This is a genomic window from Streptomyces sp. NBC_00989 (genome assembly GCF_045162655.1).
In the GTDB taxonomy this organism is placed as follows: Bacteria; Actinomycetota; Actinomycetes; order Streptomycetales; family Streptomycetaceae; genus Streptomyces.
The window spans coordinates 8,255,565-8,275,562 of record NZ_CP108728.1; the positions used below are offsets into that span (position 1 = coordinate 8,255,565).

Sequence of the window (19,998 nt, forward strand, 5' to 3'; positions counted from 1 at the left end):
CGACGCAGAAGATCCTGACACCGGGGTAATCCGTGAAAAAGCTCTCCACACGACGACGCCATCCGCTGGCGGCGGTCGTCGTACTACTCCTCGCGCTGGCGGTATCCGGGGGGGTGTTCAGCCTGCTCGCGCCCGCGAGCAAGGCGCAGGCCGACGAGTCCGCTCAGTCCCTCGCCATCGACGAGGGCAAGAAGCTCTTCGCCGTAGGCTGCGCAAGCTGCCACGGCACCGGCGGTCAGGGCTCCTCCGACGGTCCGAGCCTGGTGGGTGTCGGCGCCGCGGCGGTCGACTTCCAGGTCGGTACCGGCCGGATGCCGGCGCAGCAGCCGGGCGCCCAGATCCCGGCCAAGAAGGTCATCTACTCCCAGGCCGAGATCGACCAGCTCGCGGCGTACATCGCCTCGCTGGGCGCCGGTCCGGTCATCCCGACGAAGAACGAGTACGGGCCCGCCGGTTCGGACATCGCCAAGGGTGGCGAGCTGTTCCGCACCAACTGCGCCCAGTGCCACAACTTCACCGGCAAGGGCGGCGCGCTGACGCACGGCAAGTTCGCGCCGAGCCTCGAAGGCGTTGCCCCGAAGCACATCTACGAGGCCATGCAGACCGGCCCGCAGAACATGCCTTCCTTCCCCGACACCACGCTGTCGTCGAAGAACAAGAAGGACATCATCGCGTACCTCAACGCGGTCAACGGCGACGACACCGAGAGCCCCGGCGGCCTTGAGCTGGGTGGTCTCGGTCCGGTCAGTGAGGGTCTCTTCGCCTGGATCTTCGGTCTGGGCGCGCTGATCGCGGTAGCCGTCTGGGTCGCCGCTCGGACCGCAAAGGCCAAGAAGTCATGAGTAGCCAAGACATTCCAGAAGAGAACCTGCCCGCTGAGCAGGACGCGCACGGCGCGGTGTCGGTCGCGGACGAGAACGACCCGTTCGCCGACCCGGGACTGCCGCCGCACGAGCACCGTGTCCAGGACATCGACGAGCGGGCCGCCAAGCGGTCCGAGCGCGTCGTCGCCTTCCTGTTCACGCTGTCGATGCTCCTCACGGTCGGCTTCATCGCCTCGTACGTGGCGATCCCGCACGACAAGGCGATCTTCGTCTTCCCGATCGGTCACATCAACGCGCTCAACTTCGCGCTGGGTCTGACCCTCGGTGGAGCGCTCTTCACCATCGGCGCGGGCGCGGTCCACTGGGCCCGCACCCTGATGTCCGACGTGGAGATCGCCGACGAGCGGCACGCGATCGAGGCGCCCCCCGAGGTCAAGGCCAAGGTCATGGCCGACTTCAAGGACGGTGCCAAGGAGTCGGCGCTCGGCCGTCGCAAGCTGATCCGCAACACGATGTTCGGCGCGCTGGCCCTGTTCCCGCTCTCCGGCGTCATGCTGCTGCGCGACCTCGGCCCGCTGCCGGGGACGAAGCTCCGCCACACCATCTGGTCCAAGGGCAAGCTGCTCGTCAACATGAACACGAACCTGCCGCTGCGTCCCTCGGACGTGGCCGTCGGCTCGCTCACCTTCGCCAAGCCCGAGGGCCTGGAGGAGACCGACGAGGAGTTCCAGACCGAGATCGCCAAGGCGGCGCTGATGATCGTCCGGCTCCAGCCGGAGAACATCAAGGACAAGCGCGAACTGGAGTGGGCGCACGAGGGCATCGTGGCCTTCTCGAAGATCTGCACCCACGTGGGGTGCCCGATCTCCCTGTACGAGCAGCAGACGCACCACGTGCTCTGCCCGTGCCACCAGTCCACCTTCGACCTCTCCGACGGTGCCCGAGTGATCTTCGGCCCGGCCGGTCACGCCCTGCCGCAGCTGCGCATCGGCGTGAGCGACGAGGGTTACCTCGAGGCGCTCGGCGACTTCGATGAGCCCGTCGGTCCTGCATTCTGGGAGCGCGGATGAGTACTACCGAGACCAACGAGCGGCGCGACAAAGCACCGGCCGGCGAGAAGATCGCCGACTGGGCGGACGGACGCCTCGGGATCTACTCCCTGGCCAAGTCCAACATGCGCAAGATCTTCCCCGACCACTGGTCGTTCATGTTGGGCGAGGTCTGCCTCTACAGCTTCATCATCATCATCCTCACGGGTGTGTATCTGACGCTGTTCTTCCACCCGTCGATGAACGAGGTGACGTACCACGGCAGCTATGTCCCGCTCCAGGGGCAGCTGATGTCGGAGGCGTTCAACTCGACGATGCACATCTCCTTCGATGTGCGCGGTGGTCTGCTGATCCGTCAGATCCACCACTGGGCGGCGCTGATCTTCCTCGCCGCCATGTTCGTGCACATGATGCGCGTGTTCTTCACGGGCGCGTTCCGCAAGCCGCGTGAGGTCAACTGGCTGTTCGGCTTCCTGCTGTTCGTCCTGGGCATGTTCACCGGCTTCACCGGTTACTCGCTCCCGGACGACCTGCTCTCCGGCACCGGTGTCCGCTTCATGGAGGGCGCGGTCCTGTCCGTGCCGATCGTCGGCACGTACCTGTCGTTCTTCCTCTTCGGCGGCGAGTTCCCGGGCGGCGACTTCGTCGCGCGGTTCTACTCGATCCACATCCTGCTGCTGCCGGGCATCATGCTCGGCCTGGTGGTCGGCCACCTGATCCTGGTCTTCTACCACAAGCACACGCAGTTCGCGGGCCCCGGAAAGACGAACAACAACGTCGTCGGCATGCCGCTGCTGCCGGTCTACATGGCCAAGGCCGGAGGCTTCTTCTTCCTGGTCTTCGGTGTCATCGCGGCCGTCGCGGCGATCGCCTCGATCAACCCGATCTGGGCCATGGGTCCGTACCGTCCGGACATGGTGTCCACGGGCGCCCAGCCCGACTGGTACATGGGCTTCTCCGAGGGCCTGATCCGCTTCATGCCGGGCTGGGAGATCAACTTCTGGGGCCACACGCTCGTCCTGGGCGTGTTCATCCCGCTGATCATCTTCCCGCTGGTGCTGGTCGCGATCGCGGTCTACCCGTTCATCGAGTCCTGGGTCACCGGCGACAAGCGCGAGCACCACATCCTGGACCGCCCGCGCAACGTCCCGACCCGTACGGCCTTCGGTGCCGCGTGGATCTCGTGGTACTTCGTCCTGCTCGTCGGTGGCGGCAACGACATCTGGGCCACGCACTTCCACCTGTCGATCAACTCGATCACCTGGGCGGTGCGCGTCGGCTTCTTCGTGGTGCCGGTGCTCGTCTTCATCGCCACCAAGCGGGTCTGCCTCGGCCTTCAGCGCCGCGACAAGGACAAGGTGCTGCACGGCCGTGAGTCGGGCATCATCAAGCGCCTGCCGCACGGTGAGTTCGTCGAGATCCACGAGCCGCTCAGCCAGGACGCGCTGCACACGCTCACCGCGCACGAGCAGTACGTGCCGGCCGCGATCGGCGCGACCGTCGACGAGAACGGTGTCGAGCGCAAGGTGAAGGGTTCCGAGAAGCTGCGCGCCAAGCTGAGCGAGGCGTACTACGGCGAGGAGTCCCAGATCCCCAAGCCCACCGTCGACGAGTACAAGGAGATCACGAGCGGCCACGGCCACCACTGATTGCTGAGGCGTCGCCACGCCACAGTCGAAGGGCCCCGTCCGAACACCGGACGGGGCCCTTCGCCGTGCCTCCGGCTGGATAGGGTGGGCATGTCTTTCGAACCATGTCTCTACGACACTCAGGAGCGGCCGTATGAGCGCTGTGACCCCCGCTGGAGGCGACACCGCGGCGGCCCGTTCCTGGCCCGACGTACTGAGCGCGCTGCTGGCCGGACAGGACCTGAGCACCGCCGACACGGCGTGGGCGATGGACCGGATCATGAGCGGCGAGGCGGCGGACGCCCAGATCGCGGGCTTCCTGGTGGCGCTGCGGGCCAAGGGCGAGACGGTCGAGGAGATCAACGGCCTCGTCGAGACGATGTACGCCCACGCGAAGCCGCTGCACATCCCGGGACCGGCCGTCGACATCGTCGGCACGGGTGGTGACCGGGCCAAGACGGTCAACATCTCGACGATGTCCGCCATCGTGATCGCCGGCGCCGGTGCGAAGGTCGTCAAGCACGGCAACCGCGCCTCGTCCTCGGCGAGCGGTTCCTCCGACGTGCTGGAGCGGCTCGGCATCAACCTGGAGCTGTCGCCCGAGCGGGTCGCGCAGGTGGTGGAGGAGGCCGGGATCACGTTCTGTTTCGCGGCCAAGTTCCACCCCACGATGCGGTTCGCGGGCGCGGTCCGACGGGACCTGGGCGTGCCGACCGCGTTCAACCTCCTCGGCCCGCTCACCAACCCGGCCAAGGTCACCTCCTCGGCGGTCGGCTGCTTCGACACCCGCATGGCCGGGCTCATCGCCGGTGTGCTGGCCGAACGCGGCTCCTCCGCGCTGGTGTTCCGCGGCGACGACGGTCTCGACGAGCTGACGACCACGGCCACCTCCCGGGTGTGGATCGTCCGCGAGGGCAAGGTCACCGAGGAGACCTTCGACCCGCGGGACGTCGGCCTCGAACTGGTCCCCGTGGAAGCCCTGCGCGGCGCCGACCCCGAGTACAACGCGGACGTCGCCCGCCGCCTCCTGGACGGCGAGACAGGCCCCGTACGGGACGCCGTACTCCTGAACTCGGCGGCGGCCCTGGTGGCGCTGGAGGCCGGGGACGGGCCGCTGGCGGACCGGATCCGGGCCGGGATGGCGAAGGCCGCGGAGTCGATCGACTCGGGGGCCGCCAAGAGCACCCTGGAACGCTGGGCTGCCGCCAGCAACGCATAGCGGGTGTCGGTCGTCGTCCCGCGATCCGGACACGGGTTGCGGGGCGACGATCACATCGCGTAAGTTTTCCGACCAGGTCATGAGTGACAGTCATGAGGCCCCGGCCGACTGTCCGGCAACCCTCCGTCCGTGGCGGGGTGCCCCGGGTGAAGACCAGGCCGTAGGCAGCGAGGTCTGCGGCAAGCGCGGGCCCCTCGAAAGACACCAGGGGTCCTGGTCATCGAGGGAGCTCTCTGTGAGCAAGCGAATGCGATAGGGCGCGAAGCCCCCACTCCGCACATCCCCCTTCACCTTTTCCTGCGCCGAAGCTCCGTCCGCTCGCGCAGTGAATTCGCCTGCCTTTTACGGGAGTTCGCCATGTCTGTCTCCACCGTTGCCGCCCCCCAGACCATTTGTGCCCCGCTGCCCGTTCTCGGCCGGGATGTCACCGTCCCGCTCGTCACGGGCGGCGAAGTCACCTACGCGGCGCTCGACTACGCGGCCAGCGCCCCCGCCCTCCAGCGCGTCTGGGACGACGTGGCGGCCTACGCCCCGTACTACGGCAGCGTCCACCGCGGCGCCGGTTACCTCTCGCAGCTCTCCACCGACCTGTTCGAGAACGCCCGCAGGACGGTCGAGGAGTTCCTGGACTGCCGCCCCGACGACCAGCTGATCTTCACCCGCTCCACCACGGACTCCCTGAACCTCCTCGCCGCCGCCCTCCCCGCCGACTGCCAGGTCTTCGTCTTCGAGACCGAGCACCACGCGTCCCTGCTCCCCTGGAAGGACGCCCGGGTCACCTACCTCAACGCCCCGCGCACCCCGGGCCAGGCGGTCGCGACCCTGGAGCAGGCCCTCGCCGCCCGCGACCCTCAGGGCCCGGCCCTCGTCTGCGTCACCGGCGCCTCGAACGTCACCGGCGAGCTGTGGCCCGTACGGGAGTTGGCGGCCGCGGCTCACGCCCACGGCGCGCGTATCGTCCTGGACGCCGCCCAACTCGCCCCGCACCACCCGGTGTCCGTCCAGGACCTCGACGTCGACTGGATCGCCTTCTCCGGCCACAAGCTCTACGCCCCCTTCGGCTCCGGCGTCCTGGCCGGACGCGCCGACTGGCTCCAGGCGGCCGACCCCTACCTCGCGGGCGGCGGCGCCAGCCGCAAGGTCAGCCGGCGCGAGGACGGGGGAGTGGACGTCGAGTGGCACGACAGCGCCGCCCGCCACGAGGCCGGCTCCCCGAACGTCATCGGCGCCTACTCCATCGCGTCGGCCTGCAAGGCGCTCACCGAGGCGGGCTTCGACACGCTGGTCGCCCGTGAGCGGCACCTGATCGAGAAGGTACGCGCGGGCCTGGCCGAGGTCCCGCAGGTCAAGGTGCTGTCGTTGTTCGGCGACGACGCCCCGAGGGTCGGCGTCATCTCCTTCGTGGTCGACGGCTGGAACAGCTCCCACTTCGCCGCCGCGCTCTCCGCCGAGTACGGCATCGGCGTCCGCGACGGCCTCTTCTGTGCCCACCCCTTGCTCCGCACCCTCCTGGGCACGGACCCCCAGACCCAGGGCGAATGCGGTGCGCCGGAGGCCGCGCCGGGCGAGAAGTCCCTGAACGCGATCAGGGTGAGCTTCGGGGCGGGGACGCCGGACGAGCACGTCGAGCGCTTCGTAGGCGCAGTCCGCGAACTGGTGACCAAGGGCGCCAAGTGGACTTACCGCACGGAGAACGGCCGCTGCGTCCCGGCGGTTTGATGGACCGGTTGATGTAAACGGGGTGCGCTGCGACGCGCCTCAAGGGCAACCCCCTAGGGGCGCGGGGAACTGCGCGACCAGCCACAACGGACCGGCAGTCGCAAACGCTCCGCGCCCCCCACCCCACTAGGCGCCCAGCCTCAAGAGTCCAGCCCGATGGCGAACGCAGCCTCAAGGTCATGCTGCGAGTAGGTCCGGAAGGCGACGTGCGTATCCGTCCCCTCAACCCCGGGGATCTTGCTGATCCGCCCAGGGATCACCTCGGCCAGATCCTCGTGCTGCCGCACCCGCACCATCGCGATCAAGTCATACGTACCGGTGACGGAGAAGACCTCGCTCACAGATTCGAGCGCGGCGATCGACTCGGCGATCTCGGGAATCCGGTCCACGCTGGTCTTGATGAGGACGATCGCGGTGATCACGGCTGGTTCTCTCCCTCGGGGACCGTTACTGGGGCGGGCCCAACTCTAGTCGCCCGCCCGTCTCCCACCACCGCCCTTCCAAGGCCGCCCTTCGGGCCCTTCTTTTTCCTGAATCTCACCCACGCGTAACCGAAGCCCAGCGTGAAGCCCACGAGGTGGGCGAGGTACGCGACGCCCGGCCCCTGCTCGGCCTGGCCCGCCGCCAGCCACTGGAGGGCCGCCCAGAACGGCAGGACGACCCACGCGGGGAAGCGCAGCGGCAGGAAGAAGAGGAAGGGGAGGAGGCTCGTCACGCGGGCCCGGGGGAACAAGTACAGGAACGCCCCGAGGACCGCCGAGATCGCCCCGGACGCGCCGACCAGCGACTGCTCGGAGCCGGCGTTGGCCACCGCGTAGCCCAGCAGCGCCAGGTAGCCGCAGACCAGGTAGAACAGGGTGAACTCGACTCGGCCAAGACGCTCCTCGGTCATCGCTCCGAAGACGTAGAGGAAGAGCATGTTGCCGAGGAGATGGATCCAGCTGCCGTGGATGAAGAGGGCCGTGACCGGGGTCAGGGCCTCGCGGGCGGGGCTGCCGAACAGGTCGGCCGGGACCACGCCCCAGCGGCGGAAGTACGCCCGCTGCGCGGCGAGCAGCGCGTCCCCGGTGCCGTAGGACGGGACGAAACCCGAGGCCGGGCCGAGGACGAAGATCAAGCAGCACAGGCCGATGAGGGAGTACGTCATGGGCGCCGAGGTGCCGCGGAACGTCCTGACGAGGGCCGGGCCCCAGTTGCTGATCATGGACACAGAGCATGACGTAACGGGACGCAACGGGACAGGGTGAATCGCCGCTGTGGACGGCCGAGCGGCGAGTACCCGCCAGGCCGTAGGGTTACGAGCCACACTCGCCGGGGAAACCGGCGATCACGGAAACTGGAACGAGAAGGAAGCGGACAGCCACGATGACGGTTCCCCTGCCGACTGCCTCCACGCGGTGGCGCTGCACCCTCTGCGGCAACCTCACGCGCTTCGACGTGACGCGCTCGTCGAAGGTCGTGGAGTACCTCCACCTGGACCTGGCCGGTGAGCCGAAGGTGGAGGAGCGCGAGGTGGTCAGTGAGACCATCGAGTCGGTGCGCTGCCGCTGGTGCAACGCCGTGGATCAGGTGGAACTCGTGGACAGGCCGGGCGCCGGCTCCTGAGAGGGAGTGGCCCCGCACAGACATTGGGGTGTGAGGGATGGTGGAGAACTCAGGCGGGGGGCCGGGCGACGGCGCCGCCGAGGTGCTCGACCGCCCGCTGCCCGACGGCGTGCGCAGAAGAGTCGTGCAGATCGTGTCGGACGGGTTCGGCGGCCTCACCGTCGCCGAACTGCCCGCGCAGCTACGACAGTACGCCCGCTTCGCCCCCAACCGGCGCGCCAAGTTCGCCGGCAACGCGATGGCCGCCGCGCTGGAGACCGATCCGCTGTTCCGGCAGCGCATCGGGGAGAAGCTGAGAGAGGCCCAGTCGGAACTCGCCGGCGCTCTCGACTCCGGCTCGCCGCCCCCGGCCGCGGATCCGCTCGACGTGGCGGCCGCGGCCTATGTTCTGCGCCCCACCGGCTGGGTGAAGCTCGTGACCGCCGCCGGCGAGGAGGCGCTGCGCGCCGACGCCGAGCGCGCCGACGAGGAGAGCCGGGCCGAACTGGAGCGGCTGCGCGAGGAGTTGGCGCAGGCGCGGGACGCGACCCGGACCGAGACCGAGCGGCTGCGCACCGAGCTGGACGCGGCGAAGAAGGAAGCGGAATCGCTCCATCGCAAGCTGCGTGCCGCCCACAGTGACGTCAAGCGTGGCGAGGCCGCCCTGCGCAAGCTGCGGGCCGAGACGGACACCGCGCGCGCCGAGAGCCAGACCCAGGTGTCGGCCGCCGAGAGCGAGAGCCGGCGCCTCAAGGCGCGGCTGGGCGAGGCGGAGGCGGCCCTGGAGGCCACCCGCAAGGCCGCCCGCGAGGGCCGCAGCGTCGAGGACATGCGGGTACGGCTGCTGCTCGACACCGTGCTGGACGCGGCCCAAGGGCTGCGCCGCGAGCTGGCGTTGCCGCCGATCTCCGTACGGCCCGCCGAGACCGTCGACGCGGTCGAACCGGGACGGATGACCCCGAAGGACATCGCCGCGCGGGCACTGTCGGAGAACGACCCCGCGATCCTCGACCAGTTGCTCGCGCTGCCGCAGGCCCACCTGGTCGTCGACGGCTACAACGTCACCAAGACCGGCTATCCCCAAATGCCCCTGGAGAAACAGCGGTTGAGGCTCCTGGGGCAGCTCTCGCAGCTCGCCGCGCAGACCGGCGCCGAGGTCACCTGTGTCTTCGACGGGGCCGAACTGGCCGCGCCCGTGCTGCTCGCGCCGCCGCGCGGAGTGAGGGTGCTGTTCTCCAAACCGGGCGTCACCGCCGACGAGTTGATCCGCCAGCTGGTGCGCGCCGAGCCGCCCGGCCGGCCGGTGATCGTCGCGTCGACCGACCGCGAGGTGGCCGACGGCATCGCGAAGGCGGGCGCCCGGCCCGTCGCTTCTGCGGTACTCCTCAAGCGACTGTCGTGAAGGTCAACGTACAGGTTTAATGCCGGAATTGGCCGAACTGTCACGCAACGTAGCGTCAATCGACCATCACTGCACGTTGGTTATGTGCAAAGAATGCTTTGAGTGACGGCATTTTTTCGTGTGAGGATTTGAACTGATCACAGAAACATCACTAGGGTCAGGCCTCGAACCTCCGAACGGGTGATCACTCAATAGAAGGAGCTCGACTCCGTGGCGTCCCATCGTCGACCGAAGCAGCCGAGCCGCACGCGTGTGACTGTGCTGACCACCGCAGCCGCAGCCGCCGTTGCCTTCAGCGCTCAGGCCGCCAATGCCGCGCCGAGCGAGAAGCCCAGCAAGGACGAGGTCAAGGCGAAGGTCGACGCTCTCTACGAGCAGGCCGAGCAGGCCACCGAGAAGCTCGACGGGGCCCAGGAGAAGCAGGAGAAGCTCCAGAAGGAGATCTCCACCATCCAGGACAACGTCGCCCGCGGCCAGGAGGAGCTCAACAAGCTCCGGGACGGCCTCGGCACGATGGCGAGCGCCCAGTACCGCACCGGGGGCATCGACCCCTCGATCCAGCTGTTCCTGTCCTCGAACCCGGACGACTACCTCGACAAGGCGTCCACGATGGACCAGTTGAGCGCCCAGCAGGTCGAGGCGCTCACGAAGATCCAGGGCAAGCAGCGCGAACTCGCCCAGGAGCGCGCGGAGGCGAGCAGCAAGCTCAAGGACCTCTCCGCCACCCGCACCGAGCTCAAGAAGAAGAAGGACGAGGTCAAGGCCAAGCTGGCCACGGCCCAGAAGCTGCTCAACACCCTGACCGCCGCGGAGAAGGCGGCGCTCAACCAGGAGCAGGCGCAGGCCGCCAACCGTTCCAGCTCGCGGGTGGACCTCGGCAACACCGGTTCCGCCTCCGGCCGCGCGGCCTCCGCCTTCGCCGCCGCCCAGTCCGTGATCGGCTCGCCGTACGTCTACGGCGCCTCCGGCCCGTCCTCCTTCGACTGCTCCGGCCTGACCTCCTGGGCCTACGCGCAGGCGGGTGTCTCCATACCCCGCACGTCCGAGGCGCAGGCGAACGCCGGCACCCGGATCTACAGCCAGAGCGACCTCAAGGTCGGCGACCTGGTCATCTTCTACGGCGACTACCACCACGTCGGCCTGTACGCGGGCAACGGCCAGGTGCTGCACGCCCCGCACACCGGCGCCGTCGTGCGCTACGAGTCGATCGGCAACATGCCGTTCCAGTTCGGCGTCCGGATCTGATCCGACCCGGTCCGACCGTAACCGGTCCCGCGACACCGCCCGAACGGGCGAATTACGACGACGCGCGCTGACCCCACGCCCCGCCGGTGACCTGCGTCATAGGCGGGGCGTCACGTTGTGTGTCCGCGGAGGTCTTTGGCCCGCACCCCTTCACAGAGCTACTGTCTGGCGCGTTTCCCCACACCGGGGAAGCGGTCCGTGTCCGCCAGCGGAAGGAGTGCGACTCCCCGTGGGATCCCGTCGCCGCCTTGCACCGTCCGGGTTCGACCGAGGCGCCAGCGCCGCGGTCTGTGTCTTGAGCGCCGCCGCAGCGGCCCTCGGCGCCATGCCGGCCACCTCCGCCGTGGCCGCGCCGCACGACGACTCCCGGGCCGAGGTGGACCGGCTGTACCAGGAGGCGGAGCGGGCGACCGAGGCCTACGACAAGGCCGACGAGACCGCCGGGGAGCTGCACCGGCAGGTCGGCGACGCCCAGGACCGGATCGCCCGGCAGCAGCAGCGCATCAACACCATGCGGGACGCGCTGGGTTCACTCGCCGGCGCCCAGTACCGCTCCGGCGGCATCGACCCCACCGTCGCGCTGCTGTTCTCCGACGACCCGGCCGACTACCTCGACAAGGCCTCCGTCCTCGACCGCATCACCGCCCAGCAGGCGGGCCAGCTCAAGGACCTCCAGGAGGCCATGCGCGAGCTCGCCCAGGAGCGCACCGAGGCCGCCGGACACCTCGCCGAGCTGGAGCGCAGCCGCAAGGCCGTCGCCACCCACAAGAAGACCGTCGAGCGGAAACTCGCCAAGGCCCGGCAACTGCTCAACCAGATGCCCCTCGCCGAGCGCGCCTCCTTCGACCGGGCCTCCCGCTCCTCCCGCGGGGACATCCCCGACCTCGGCGCCGGCGTCCCCTCCTCGGGCCGTGCGGCCGCCGCCGTGGCCGCCGCCCGGGCCGCACTCGGCAAGCCGTACATCTGGGGCGCCAACGGCCCCGGCGGCTTCGACTGCTCCGGCCTCATGCAGTGGTCGTACGCCCACGCGGGCGTCCACCTCCCGCGCACCTCGCAGGAACAGCGCTACGCCGGCCACCAGATCCCGCTCTCCCAGGCCCAGCCCGGCGACCTGGTCGTCTACCGCTCCGACGCCAGTCATGTCGGCATGTACGTGGGCAACGGCCAGGTCATCCACGCCCCCTACCCCGGCGCGCCGGTGCGCTACGACCCGGTCGGCATGATGCCCATCTCGTCGGTCACGAGGGTCTGAACCGGCGCGAAAGGGTCGTACGATCGGGAAGTGACTGGTCGTAGGCGGGCGTCGCGCTCCGGAGTGCTCGCGCTGTGTCTGCTGTTCGGCTCGCTGGTGGCGTGCGGCGGGCAGCCGGCGCCGGACAGCGCGAAGGCGGAGGTGCAGCGCCTGCTCGACCGCCGGTCCACGGCCGTCCTGCACCACGACGAGCCGGCGTACACGAGGACCGGCGCGCGCACCGCGTACGAGAACCTGAGCGCCGTCCCCTTCGCCTCCTGGTCCTACCGGCTGACCGCCCTCCACCGCAGCGGCGCCACCGCGACCGCCGACGCCGAACTGAGCTACAAGGTCAAGGGTTACGACACCTCGCCCGTCACCGTCGGCCGCACGCTCGCCCTCCGCCTCACCGTGGACGGACAGTGGTACGTCGACTCCGACAAGCCCGCGAAGAAGTCCGGCCAACAGCTGTGGGACCAGGGGAAGGTGAGCGTCGTCAAGGGCGCGCACAGCCTGGTGATGGGGGTCGGGCAGTCCGCCGACAGTCTCAGCGACTACCGCGCCCTCGCGGATCACGCCGTACCGGCCGTGTCGGACGCGTGGGGCACGGACTGGACCCGGCACGTCGTCGTGCTCGTCCCCGGCTCCCTGGACGGCATGGCGGGCCTCCTGGGCTCACCGGCGGCCTCCTACCGGGGCATCGCCGCGGTGACGACGGGCGAGGCGGGCGGCTCGGGCAGCGCGCCCGCCGACCGGATCATCGTCAACCCGGAGGCGTACGAGCTCCTGGGCTCGGTGGGCAAGCAGGTGGTGCTGACCCACGAGACGACCCACGTGGCGACCCGCGCCCACACCACCTCCGCGACCCCCCTCTGGCTCTCGGAGGGCTACGCCGACTGGATCGGCTACCGGGGCACCGGCCGCACCCCCACCCAGGCCGCCCCGGAGCTGTACCGCGCCGTGGAGGACGGCGACCTGCCGACCGCCCTCCCCGCCGACAAGGACTTCGGCTTCAGCAGCGAGCCGACGAAGCTCGCGCAGGCGTACGAGGGCGGGTGGATGGCCTGCCGAATGATCGAGGACCGCTGGGGAGCCGACCAACTGGGCAGGTTCTACCGGGCTGTTGGCGCCCACAAGAAGCGGTCCGGGGCGGTGGAGGGGGCGTTGGGGAGCGTGCTCGGGGTGACGCTGGAGGACTTCACGGCGGAGTGGCGGGACTATCTCAAGGCTCAACTCGCCTGATCCAGCTGCGAGATGGCCTCCGCGAGCCACTCCCGTTCGGCCGCGCCGGTGGCCCGCGCGACCCGCAGCATGCCCTGCCGGAACAGGTCCCCGCTCTGCTCCGCGCGCACGGGCTCGCCGTCCCGGTAGAAGAAACTCGCCGGGGTCTCCAGGAAGTCCAGGCGGCGGCGGAGCACGGCTGCCTGCTCGTGCGGGTCGGGCAGGTGTCGTAGGAAGGCCAGGACCGTGTTGAAGCGGACGTGGTCGGTGATCTCGGCCGGTTTGGGGTGGCGGAGCCGTTCCAGCAGGTCCTCGCGGCCCTTCCCGGTGAGGCTCAGGACCCGGCGCGGGGCCGCGCTCGCACCCTCCTCCGTGTGCTGGTCGAGCTTGCCGGCGGTGACCAGGCGGGTGATCGCCGGGTAGAGCGCGCCGTCGCTGACCGGGCGGACATGACCGCTGAGCGCCTTGATGCGTTCCTTCAACTCGTAGCCGTGGAGCGGCTGTTCGGCCAGGAACCCCAGGATCGACAGTTCCAGCATGGTCCTCCTTCACCCGGTCCTTGCGGACGTCGTGCCGCCATGCTACCTCTTATCGAGCTATCTCGATTAGAGGTAGCTCGTGTCGAGGAGGGCCTGCCCGTGCACACTCACCGCAAGCAGCTCATATCGCTCGCGCACCCCGTCTATCTCTCGCTCCTCGCCTCCGTCGCCGCCGGGATCATCAACACCGTCTGGGTCTCCCGGCTCGGCGGCCCGGCCGTCGCCGCCGTGGCCGTCGCGACCAACACCGAGAACGTCCTGCTGGGCATCGCCCTGGTCTTCGCGTCCGGCACCACCGTGCTGGTCGCCCACGCGAGGGGAGCCCGCGACCCCGCCGCCGTACGATCCGCCGTGCGCGGCGGCTGGGCCCTCTGCGCACTGGTCACCCCGGTGGTCGTCACGACCGGCTTCCTGTTCCGCGAACCGCTCGCCCGCCTGATCCTCGGCGGCACGGGCCCCGAACTCCCGCTGGCGGTCGCCTACTTCACGATCTCCCTGCCGGGCATCGCCGTCTTCTACGTCCAGCAACTCGTCGACGGCATCCTCAAAGGCACCGGCGACACCCGCACCCCGATGCGCCTGGCCCTGCTCGCCAACGGCCTCATCCTCGCCGCCGACCCGTTCCTCATCCACCTCTACGGTGTCCAGGGCGCCGCCGTCTCGACCGTGCTGTGCCGGGTCGTGGCGTTGGGGTTGGGGCTGCGCGCGCTGCGCCGAAACGCCCTGCTGCGTACGAAGGCCGACCCCGCCGAGTCCGTCCGCGCCGCCCTGCGCCGGACGCTCGCCACCGGCCTGCCCATGTCCGCGGACTTCACCGTCCGCCAGACCGGAACCCTCGTGCTGGTCGCGATCGTGGCGCGGCTCGGGGTGACGGCGGTGGCCGCGTACGCCATCGGCTACAAGGTCCTGTACGTGGCGACGATGGCCTTCTACTCCGTGCGGCAGGCCGCCGCCATCCACACCTCGCACCTGCGCGGGGAGGGAAGGGACGCGCGACGGGAGATCGGGCGGGAGGCGATGCTCGTGTCCGGAGCCGTGGGAGCCGGGGCGGCCGCCCTGCTCCTCCTCACCGCCCCCTGGATCATGGCCGCCTTCGGCGCCGGTCCCCAAGTCGCCCACGAGGGCGTCCTGTTCCTGCGCTGCGTCGGCCCCTACCTGCTCCTGATGGCGGGGTTCATCGCGCTCGGCGGGGTCTTCGAGGGCAGCGGGGGAGCACCGGCGCTGCTACGGGTGACGGTGCTCGGCACGGTGGTCCAACTCCCGCTGGCGTACGGGCTGTCGGGGCTCGGGCTGCCCGGGGTGTGCCTGGCGCTGGCGCTCTCGATGGGGGTGCAGTGCGCGGTCGTCGCCGTGCTGTTCCGGCGCCGGGCCCGGTGTCAGGAGGACGCCGACGTCGCCTTCGAGCGCGTCGCCTGACTCGGCAGCGGCGGTACGTCCGCCCAGGTGACCGACGCCCGCCACAACTCCCGTGCGCTCGTCACCGCCGCGACCACCAGCAGGCCGTTGCGGATGAGCAGCAGCGTCACGCCCAGCCCGTCGCTGGCCACCACGTGGGCGAACCAGATCGGGAACTCCAGGACCGTCACGAAGGCCGCCGCCAGGACCAGGGCGACCGGGAGTCTCATACGGCTGGCCCGGAAGCAGGAGCAGACCGCCGCGAGGCCGATCAGCCAGACGATGTACTGGGGGCTGATCACCCGGCTGGTGACCGTGAACATCAGGACCGCCACGAAGGCCGCGTCCGCGAGGGTGTGCGGCAGGAAGCGGGCCGCCATCAGACGCCACAGCATGAGCCAGCCGAAGGCCAGCGCGGTGAGGCCCAGGGCCGCCGTGCTGACCCGGTCGACGTACGGGCCGAGGAACTCGACCGAGCCGTAGTTCAGGAGGACCTGGCCCTGCCAGCCGAAGTGCCGGGCCACGTGGAAGACCAGCGAGCCCAGCGACTCCACCTCCGTACCCCGCTCGCGCTGGAAGGTCAGGAAGGTGAACGCGCCCGGCATCGACACCGCGAAGAGGGAGGCGATCACCACGACCGTCACCGCCGCCGCTCCCCACGCGCGGCGTTTGACCGCGCCCAGCAGGAGCAGCGCAGGCCACACCTTCAGCAGCGCCCCGAAACCGGCCAGCGCCCCCATCACACGCGGATGCCGGGAGCCCGCGAGCAGCGCGGCCACGGCGACCGCGGTCACCATCACGTCGTAGCGCGCGTACACGGTCGGGCCGAGCAGCGGGACGCCCGCGACCCACACCCAGGCACCGCGCAGCGTCCGGCCGGGACGCAGGCCCGTGTACAGGAGCAGGGCCAGGACGGTCAGGTCGGCGAGGAAGGCGAGGACGAAGAACGCCGACGCGTAGTCCAGGAAACCCAGCAGGGCGGGGGAGAGGATCGGGAGGGCGGCGGCGGGCGGGTACTGCCAGGTGACGTCGTCCAGCGGGAAGCTGCCGTGGCGGAGCGTCTCGTACCAGCCCTGATAGATCACCGACACATCGCTGGTGACGTCCGGGCCCGGGAACACGAGCACCTTGAAGACGAACAGCAGGAGGACGACCCTGGTCAGACCCCAGGTCCCCAACAGCGCCGCCAGCCGCCGTCCCGCGCCCGCACACTCCACCTGAGCCCCTGTTCCGTGCCGTACCCGCCGATGAGGGCCACATGTTCTCCCGATCTGCTGTGCGATGGCCATGAAGCGCGGCCGTGCCGGCCTGTGAGTCGTCGTCCGGTAGGGCCGGTAGGGTCTGCCGCGTGCGCAAGACCCTGATCGTGACCAATGACTTTCCGCCCCGGCCCGGTGGCATCCAGGCTTTTCTGCACAACATGGCGCTGCGCCTGGACCCCGAGCGGCTCGTCGTCTACGCCTCGACCTGGAAGCGCGGCCGGGAGGGCGCGGAGGCGACGGCCGCGTTCGACGCCGAGCAGCCCTTCACCGTCGTACGGGACGCCACGACGATGCTCCTGCCCACGCCCGCCGCGACCCGCAGGGCCGTCGGGCTGCTGCGTGAACACGGGTGTACGGCGGTGTGGTTCGGGGCGGCGGCGCCGCTCGGGCTGATGGCGCCGGCGTTGCGGAAGGCGGGCGCGGAACGGCTGGTGGCCACGACCCACGGCCACGAGGCCGGGTGGGCCCAGCTCCCCGCCTCGCGTCAACTCCTGCGCCGCATCGGGGAGTCCACCGACACGATCACCTACCTCGGCGAGTACACGCGCTCGCGCATCGCCGCCGCGCTGACTCCGGCGGCGGCCGCGCGGATGGTCCAACTCCCGCCCGGCGTAGACGAGAAGGTCTTCCATCCCGGGTCGGGGGGAGCGGAGGTACGAGCGCGCCTCGGCCTGACGGACCGTCCGGTGGTCGTCTGCGTCTCACGACTCGTACCGCGCAAGGGCCAGGACACGCTGATCCTCGCGATGCCGCGCATCCTGGCCCGCGAGCCGGAGACCGTGCTCCTGATCGTGGGGGGCGGACCGTACGAGAAGGACCTCCGCCGCCTCGCCCACGAGACCGGCGTCACCGACTCCGTCCGCTTCACGGGCGCCGTGCCCTGGTCCGAACTGCCCGCGCACTACGGCGCCGGTGACGTCTTCGCGATGCCCTGCCGTACCCGGCGCGGCGGCCTCGACGTCGAGGGCCTCGGCATCGTCTACCTCGAGGCCTCCGCCACCGGCCTCCCCGTCGTCGCCGGCGACTCCGGCGGCGCCCCCGACGCGGTCCTCGACGGCGAGACCGGCTGGGTCGTACGAGGCGGCTCCCCGGAAGACGCGGCCGACCGCATCACCGCGCTGCTCGGCGACGCGGAACTCCGTCAGAACATGGGTGAGCGGGGCCGGCAGTGGGTGGAGGAACGGTGGCGGTGGGACCTGCTGGCGGAGAGGCTGAGAGAGCAGCTGGGCTAGGGGCGCGGTCTGGGGTGCCGAGTGGGCTGGGCGGTCGGGTGCGGGTTGAAGGTGGCTGGTCGCGCCGTTCCCCGCGCCCCTAAAAAACAGGGGGTTCCGCTGGGAGGGCGCGCTGATCTCGCGGCGCCATCCGGGGTGCCAGGTGATCTGGTTTGGCGGCTGCGGGTCGAGTGTGGCTGGTCGCGCCGTTCCTCGCGCCCCTGAAAGACGGCAGGCTGCGCCTGTTTGCGGGTCACCGCGTGATCGAACCGAGCGGCCACGTCCCGGCCCTGGCTTGGCTCGCCCGTGCGGGGGAGCTTGCGGCCTCTTGGCGAACCCCCTGTTTTCAGCGGCGCGGGGCGGTGACATTGGCAGCTCCACCGGCTGTTCTCAGGGGCGCGAGGCACTGCGCGACCAGCCACACACGACTCGTACCCGCCCAACCAGATCACCCCGCACCCCCGAAGGCGCCCCAAGACTGGCGCGGCCCTCCCGGCGGAACCCCCTGTTTTTTAGGGGCGCGGGGCCGTGACATTAGCGGCTCCGCCGCGGAGTGCGACCAGCCACAGAGGACCCGCACCCGCCCGACCAGCCCACCTGGCACCCCGGACGGCGCCCCGAAATGAGCGCGCCCGCACGGCGAACCCCCTGTTTTCACGGGCGCGGGGCCGTGACATCAGCGGCTTCGTCGCGGAGTGCGACCAGTCATCCCCGACCCGCACCCGCCCGCACAACTCACCCGCCACCCCCCACCGCGCCCCAAAACCGGCGCAGCCCCTTGGCGGAATCCAATAATCCGCACATGCTGCGCGCATGACAGCAAAACTGACGCAGCATCAGCTGACGAGACGTCAAATCCTGGGCATGATCGCCCTCCAGACCGCGGCCACCGCCGGTCTCACCCGTATCGGTCTGCAGTCCGCGCAGGCCGTCGAACCCGCGGCCGTCGAGACCGCTCCCGCGATCGTCGTCGGGTCCGGCTACGGCGGTGCGGTCGCCGCCCTCCGGCTCGGGCAGGCCGGTATCACCACGCTCGTCCTGGAGATGGGCAAGCTCTGGAACACGGCCGGCTCCGACGGCAAGATCTTCTGCTCCACCTCCGCCCCGGACCAGCGCTCGATGTGGTTCAAGACCCGCACCGAGGCCCCGCTCGCCACCTTCCTGTGGCTCGACATCGTCAACAAGGACATCGGCCTGTACCCCGGCGTCCTGGACCGCGTGCACTACGACAACATGTCCGTGTACGTGGGGCGTGGCGTCGGCGGGGGTTCGCTGGTCAACGGCGGCATGGCCGTCACCCCGCTCCAGTCGTACTTCACCGAGCAGTTCCCCGCCGTCGACGCCACCGAGATGTACAACACGTACTTCCCGCGCGCCCGCACCATGCTCGGCGTCAACACCGTCGACCCGACCTGGTTCGAGTCGACGGAGTGGTACCAGTTCACCCGCACCTCACGGAAGGCCGCCACCACCGCGGGCCTGAAGACCACATTCGTGCCCAACGTCTACGACTTCGGCTACATGCAGAAGGAGGCCGCCGGCACCGCCACCAAGTCCGCGCTCGCCGCCGAGGTCATCTACGGCAACAACTACGGCAAGAAGAGCCTCGACAAGACCTACCTCGCCTCCGCGCTCGGCACCGGCAAGGTCACCATCCACACCATGGAGAAGGTGAAGGGGATCACGCGGGCGAGCGACGGGTCGTACGTCCTGACCGTCGACCGGATCGACGACACCGGCGCGGTCGTCGAGACCAAGCAGTACAGCTGCACCTATCTGTTCCTCGGCGGCGGCAGCCTCGGCACCACCGAACTCCTCGTCCGCGCACGGGACACGGGCACCCTCCCGGCCCTCAACGCGAGCGTCGGCGCGGGCTGGGGGACCAACGGCAACACGATGGTCGGGCGCGCCAACCACATCTGGGACACCGTCGGCGCCAACGAGTCGACGATGCCGGTCATGGGCATCGACGACTGGGCCAACACCGACAACCCCGTCTTCGCGGAGATCGCCCCGCTGCCGATGGGCATCGAGCACTGGATCAGCCTGTACCTGGCGATCACCAAGAACCCGCAGCGGGCGTCGTTCACGTACGACTCCGCCTCAGGAACGGTGAAACTCGGCTGGACCGCGGCGCAGAGCGCGGTCTCGGTCGCCATGGCGAAGAAGCTGTTCGACCGGATCAACGCGGCGAACGGGACGATCTACCGGTACGACCTGTTCGGCTCCACCAGCAAGGTCTTCGCCGACGACTTCTGCTACCACCCGCTCGGCGGCTGCGTGTTGGGCAAGGCGACCGACAACTACGGCCGGGTGAAGGGGTATTCGAAGCTGTACATCACCGACGGTTCGCTGGTGCCCGGCTCGATCGGGGTCAACCCGTTCGTGACGATCACCGCACTCGCGGAAAGGACGATGACGCGGGTCCTCGCCGAGGACACCGCGTCATAGACCGACTTCCGTACCGGG

17 protein-coding genes and 1 riboswitch are annotated in these 19,998 nt (G+C 69.9%); of the genes, 13 read left to right on the forward strand and 4 right to left on the reverse strand.

Annotation, left to right across the window (positions count from 1 at the left end; translation table 11 throughout):
• The first annotated feature begins 32 nt into the window (after window positions 1-32).
• The 5 genes from OG714_RS36915 (at window position 33) to OG714_RS36935 (ending at window position 6,439) form a co-directional block, all read left to right on the forward strand.
• Window positions 33-842, forward strand: coding sequence for a c-type cytochrome (locus OG714_RS36915; RefSeq protein WP_406127630.1), 810 nt, complete (start codon window positions 33-35; stop codon window positions 840-842).
• The gene (locus tag OG714_RS36920; protein WP_406127632.1) at window positions 839-1,894 is read left to right on the forward strand and encodes a Rieske 2Fe-2S domain-containing protein; all 1,056 of its coding nucleotides are present in this window, start codon (window positions 839-841) and stop codon (window positions 1,892-1,894) included. The genes OG714_RS36915 and OG714_RS36920 overlap by 4 nt, the downstream gene beginning before the upstream one ends.
• On the forward strand, window positions 1,891-3,522 hold the full coding sequence (locus tag OG714_RS36925) for a cytochrome bc complex cytochrome b subunit (protein ID WP_406127634.1): 1,632 nt from the start codon (window positions 1,891-1,893) through the stop codon (window positions 3,520-3,522). The genes OG714_RS36920 and OG714_RS36925 overlap by 4 nt, the downstream gene beginning before the upstream one ends.
• Before the next feature lie 133 nt (window positions 3,523-3,655).
• A complete protein-coding gene (trpD, locus tag OG714_RS36930; protein WP_406127635.1) occupies window positions 3,656-4,720 on the forward strand; it encodes an anthranilate phosphoribosyltransferase in 1,065 nt (354 codons plus the stop codon).
• 75 nt (window positions 4,721-4,795) lie between these two features.
• Window positions 4,796-4,912, forward strand: a riboswitch (SAM riboswitch).
• Window positions 4,913-5,077: 165 nt separating this feature from the next.
• Entirely contained in the window at window positions 5,078-6,439 is a 1,362-nt protein-coding gene (locus tag OG714_RS36935) for an aminotransferase class V-fold PLP-dependent enzyme (protein WP_406127637.1), read from the forward strand.
• Between the two features lie 140 nt (window positions 6,440-6,579).
• Here the strand turns inward: OG714_RS36935 and OG714_RS36940 are convergent, their stop codons facing one another.
• Both OG714_RS36940 and OG714_RS36945 read right to left on the reverse strand, forming a co-directional pair.
• Window positions 6,580-6,861 (reverse strand): Lrp/AsnC family transcriptional regulator, encoded by a 282-nt coding sequence (locus OG714_RS36940; RefSeq protein ID WP_019062383.1) that lies wholly within the window; start codon window positions 6,859-6,861, stop codon window positions 6,580-6,582.
• The gene (locus tag OG714_RS36945) at window positions 6,858-7,643 is read right to left on the reverse strand and encodes a rhomboid family intramembrane serine protease (RefSeq protein ID WP_406127638.1); all 786 of its coding nucleotides are present in this window, start codon (window positions 7,641-7,643) and stop codon (window positions 6,858-6,860) included. Before OG714_RS36945 ends, OG714_RS36940 begins: the two co-directional genes overlap by 4 nt.
• A gap of 161 nt (window positions 7,644-7,804) precedes the next feature.
• Between OG714_RS36945 and OG714_RS36950 the strand changes: the two genes are divergently transcribed.
• The 5 genes from OG714_RS36950 (at window position 7,805) to OG714_RS36970 (ending at window position 13,143) form a co-directional block, all read left to right on the forward strand.
• Window positions 7,805-8,044, forward strand: coding sequence for a hypothetical protein (locus OG714_RS36950; protein ID WP_019067815.1), 240 nt, complete (start codon window positions 7,805-7,807; stop codon window positions 8,042-8,044).
• A gap of 37 nt (window positions 8,045-8,081) precedes the next feature.
• Window positions 8,082-9,425, forward strand: a complete 1,344-nt coding sequence (locus OG714_RS36955; protein ID WP_406127641.1) for an NYN domain-containing protein — start codon at window positions 8,082-8,084, stop codon at window positions 9,423-9,425.
• 210 nt (window positions 9,426-9,635) lie between these two features.
• Window positions 9,636-10,670: an NlpC/P60 family protein gene (locus OG714_RS36960; protein ID WP_406127642.1), complete on the forward strand. Its 1,035-nt coding sequence runs from the start codon at window positions 9,636-9,638 to the stop codon at window positions 10,668-10,670.
• Between the two features lie 229 nt (window positions 10,671-10,899).
• The gene (locus tag OG714_RS36965; RefSeq protein WP_406127644.1) at window positions 10,900-11,922 is read left to right on the forward strand and encodes an NlpC/P60 family protein; all 1,023 of its coding nucleotides are present in this window, start codon (window positions 10,900-10,902) and stop codon (window positions 11,920-11,922) included.
• A gap of 30 nt (window positions 11,923-11,952) precedes the next feature.
• The gene (locus OG714_RS36970) at window positions 11,953-13,143 is read left to right on the forward strand and encodes a hypothetical protein (RefSeq protein ID WP_406127646.1); all 1,191 of its coding nucleotides are present in this window, start codon (window positions 11,953-11,955) and stop codon (window positions 13,141-13,143) included.
• Here the strand turns inward: OG714_RS36970 and OG714_RS36975 are convergent.
• Window positions 13,131-13,661: a PadR family transcriptional regulator gene (locus tag OG714_RS36975; protein WP_406127647.1), complete on the reverse strand. Its 531-nt coding sequence runs from the start codon at window positions 13,659-13,661 to the stop codon at window positions 13,131-13,133. The two genes, OG714_RS36970 and OG714_RS36975, sit on opposite strands and share 13 nt — an antisense overlap.
• 99 nt (window positions 13,662-13,760) lie before the next feature.
• Here OG714_RS36975 and OG714_RS36980 point away from each other — a divergent pair, with 99 nt between their 5' ends.
• Window positions 13,761-15,077, forward strand: coding sequence for an MATE family efflux transporter (locus tag OG714_RS36980; protein WP_406127648.1), 1,317 nt, complete (start codon window positions 13,761-13,763; stop codon window positions 15,075-15,077).
• On the opposite strand, the gene OG714_RS36985 is transcribed toward OG714_RS36980, so the two are convergent.
• Window positions 15,038-16,273 carry a glycosyltransferase 87 family protein gene (locus OG714_RS36985; protein WP_406127650.1) on the reverse strand — a complete coding sequence of 412 codons (1,236 nt, stop codon included), beginning with the start codon at window positions 16,271-16,273 and terminating at the stop codon, window positions 15,038-15,040. The two genes, OG714_RS36980 and OG714_RS36985, sit on opposite strands and share 40 nt — an antisense overlap.
• A 131-nt stretch (window positions 16,274-16,404) precedes the next feature.
• Here OG714_RS36985 and OG714_RS36990 point away from each other — a divergent pair, with 131 nt between their 5' ends.
• The gene (locus tag OG714_RS36990) at window positions 16,405-17,550 is read left to right on the forward strand and encodes a glycosyltransferase family 4 protein (protein WP_406127651.1); all 1,146 of its coding nucleotides are present in this window, start codon (window positions 16,405-16,407) and stop codon (window positions 17,548-17,550) included.
• An 843-nt stretch (window positions 17,551-18,393) separates the two neighbouring features.
• Window positions 18,394-19,980, forward strand: a complete 1,587-nt coding sequence (locus tag OG714_RS36995; protein ID WP_406132082.1) for a GMC oxidoreductase — start codon at window positions 18,394-18,396, stop codon at window positions 19,978-19,980.
• The last annotated feature ends 18 nt before the right edge of the window (window positions 19,981-19,998 follow it).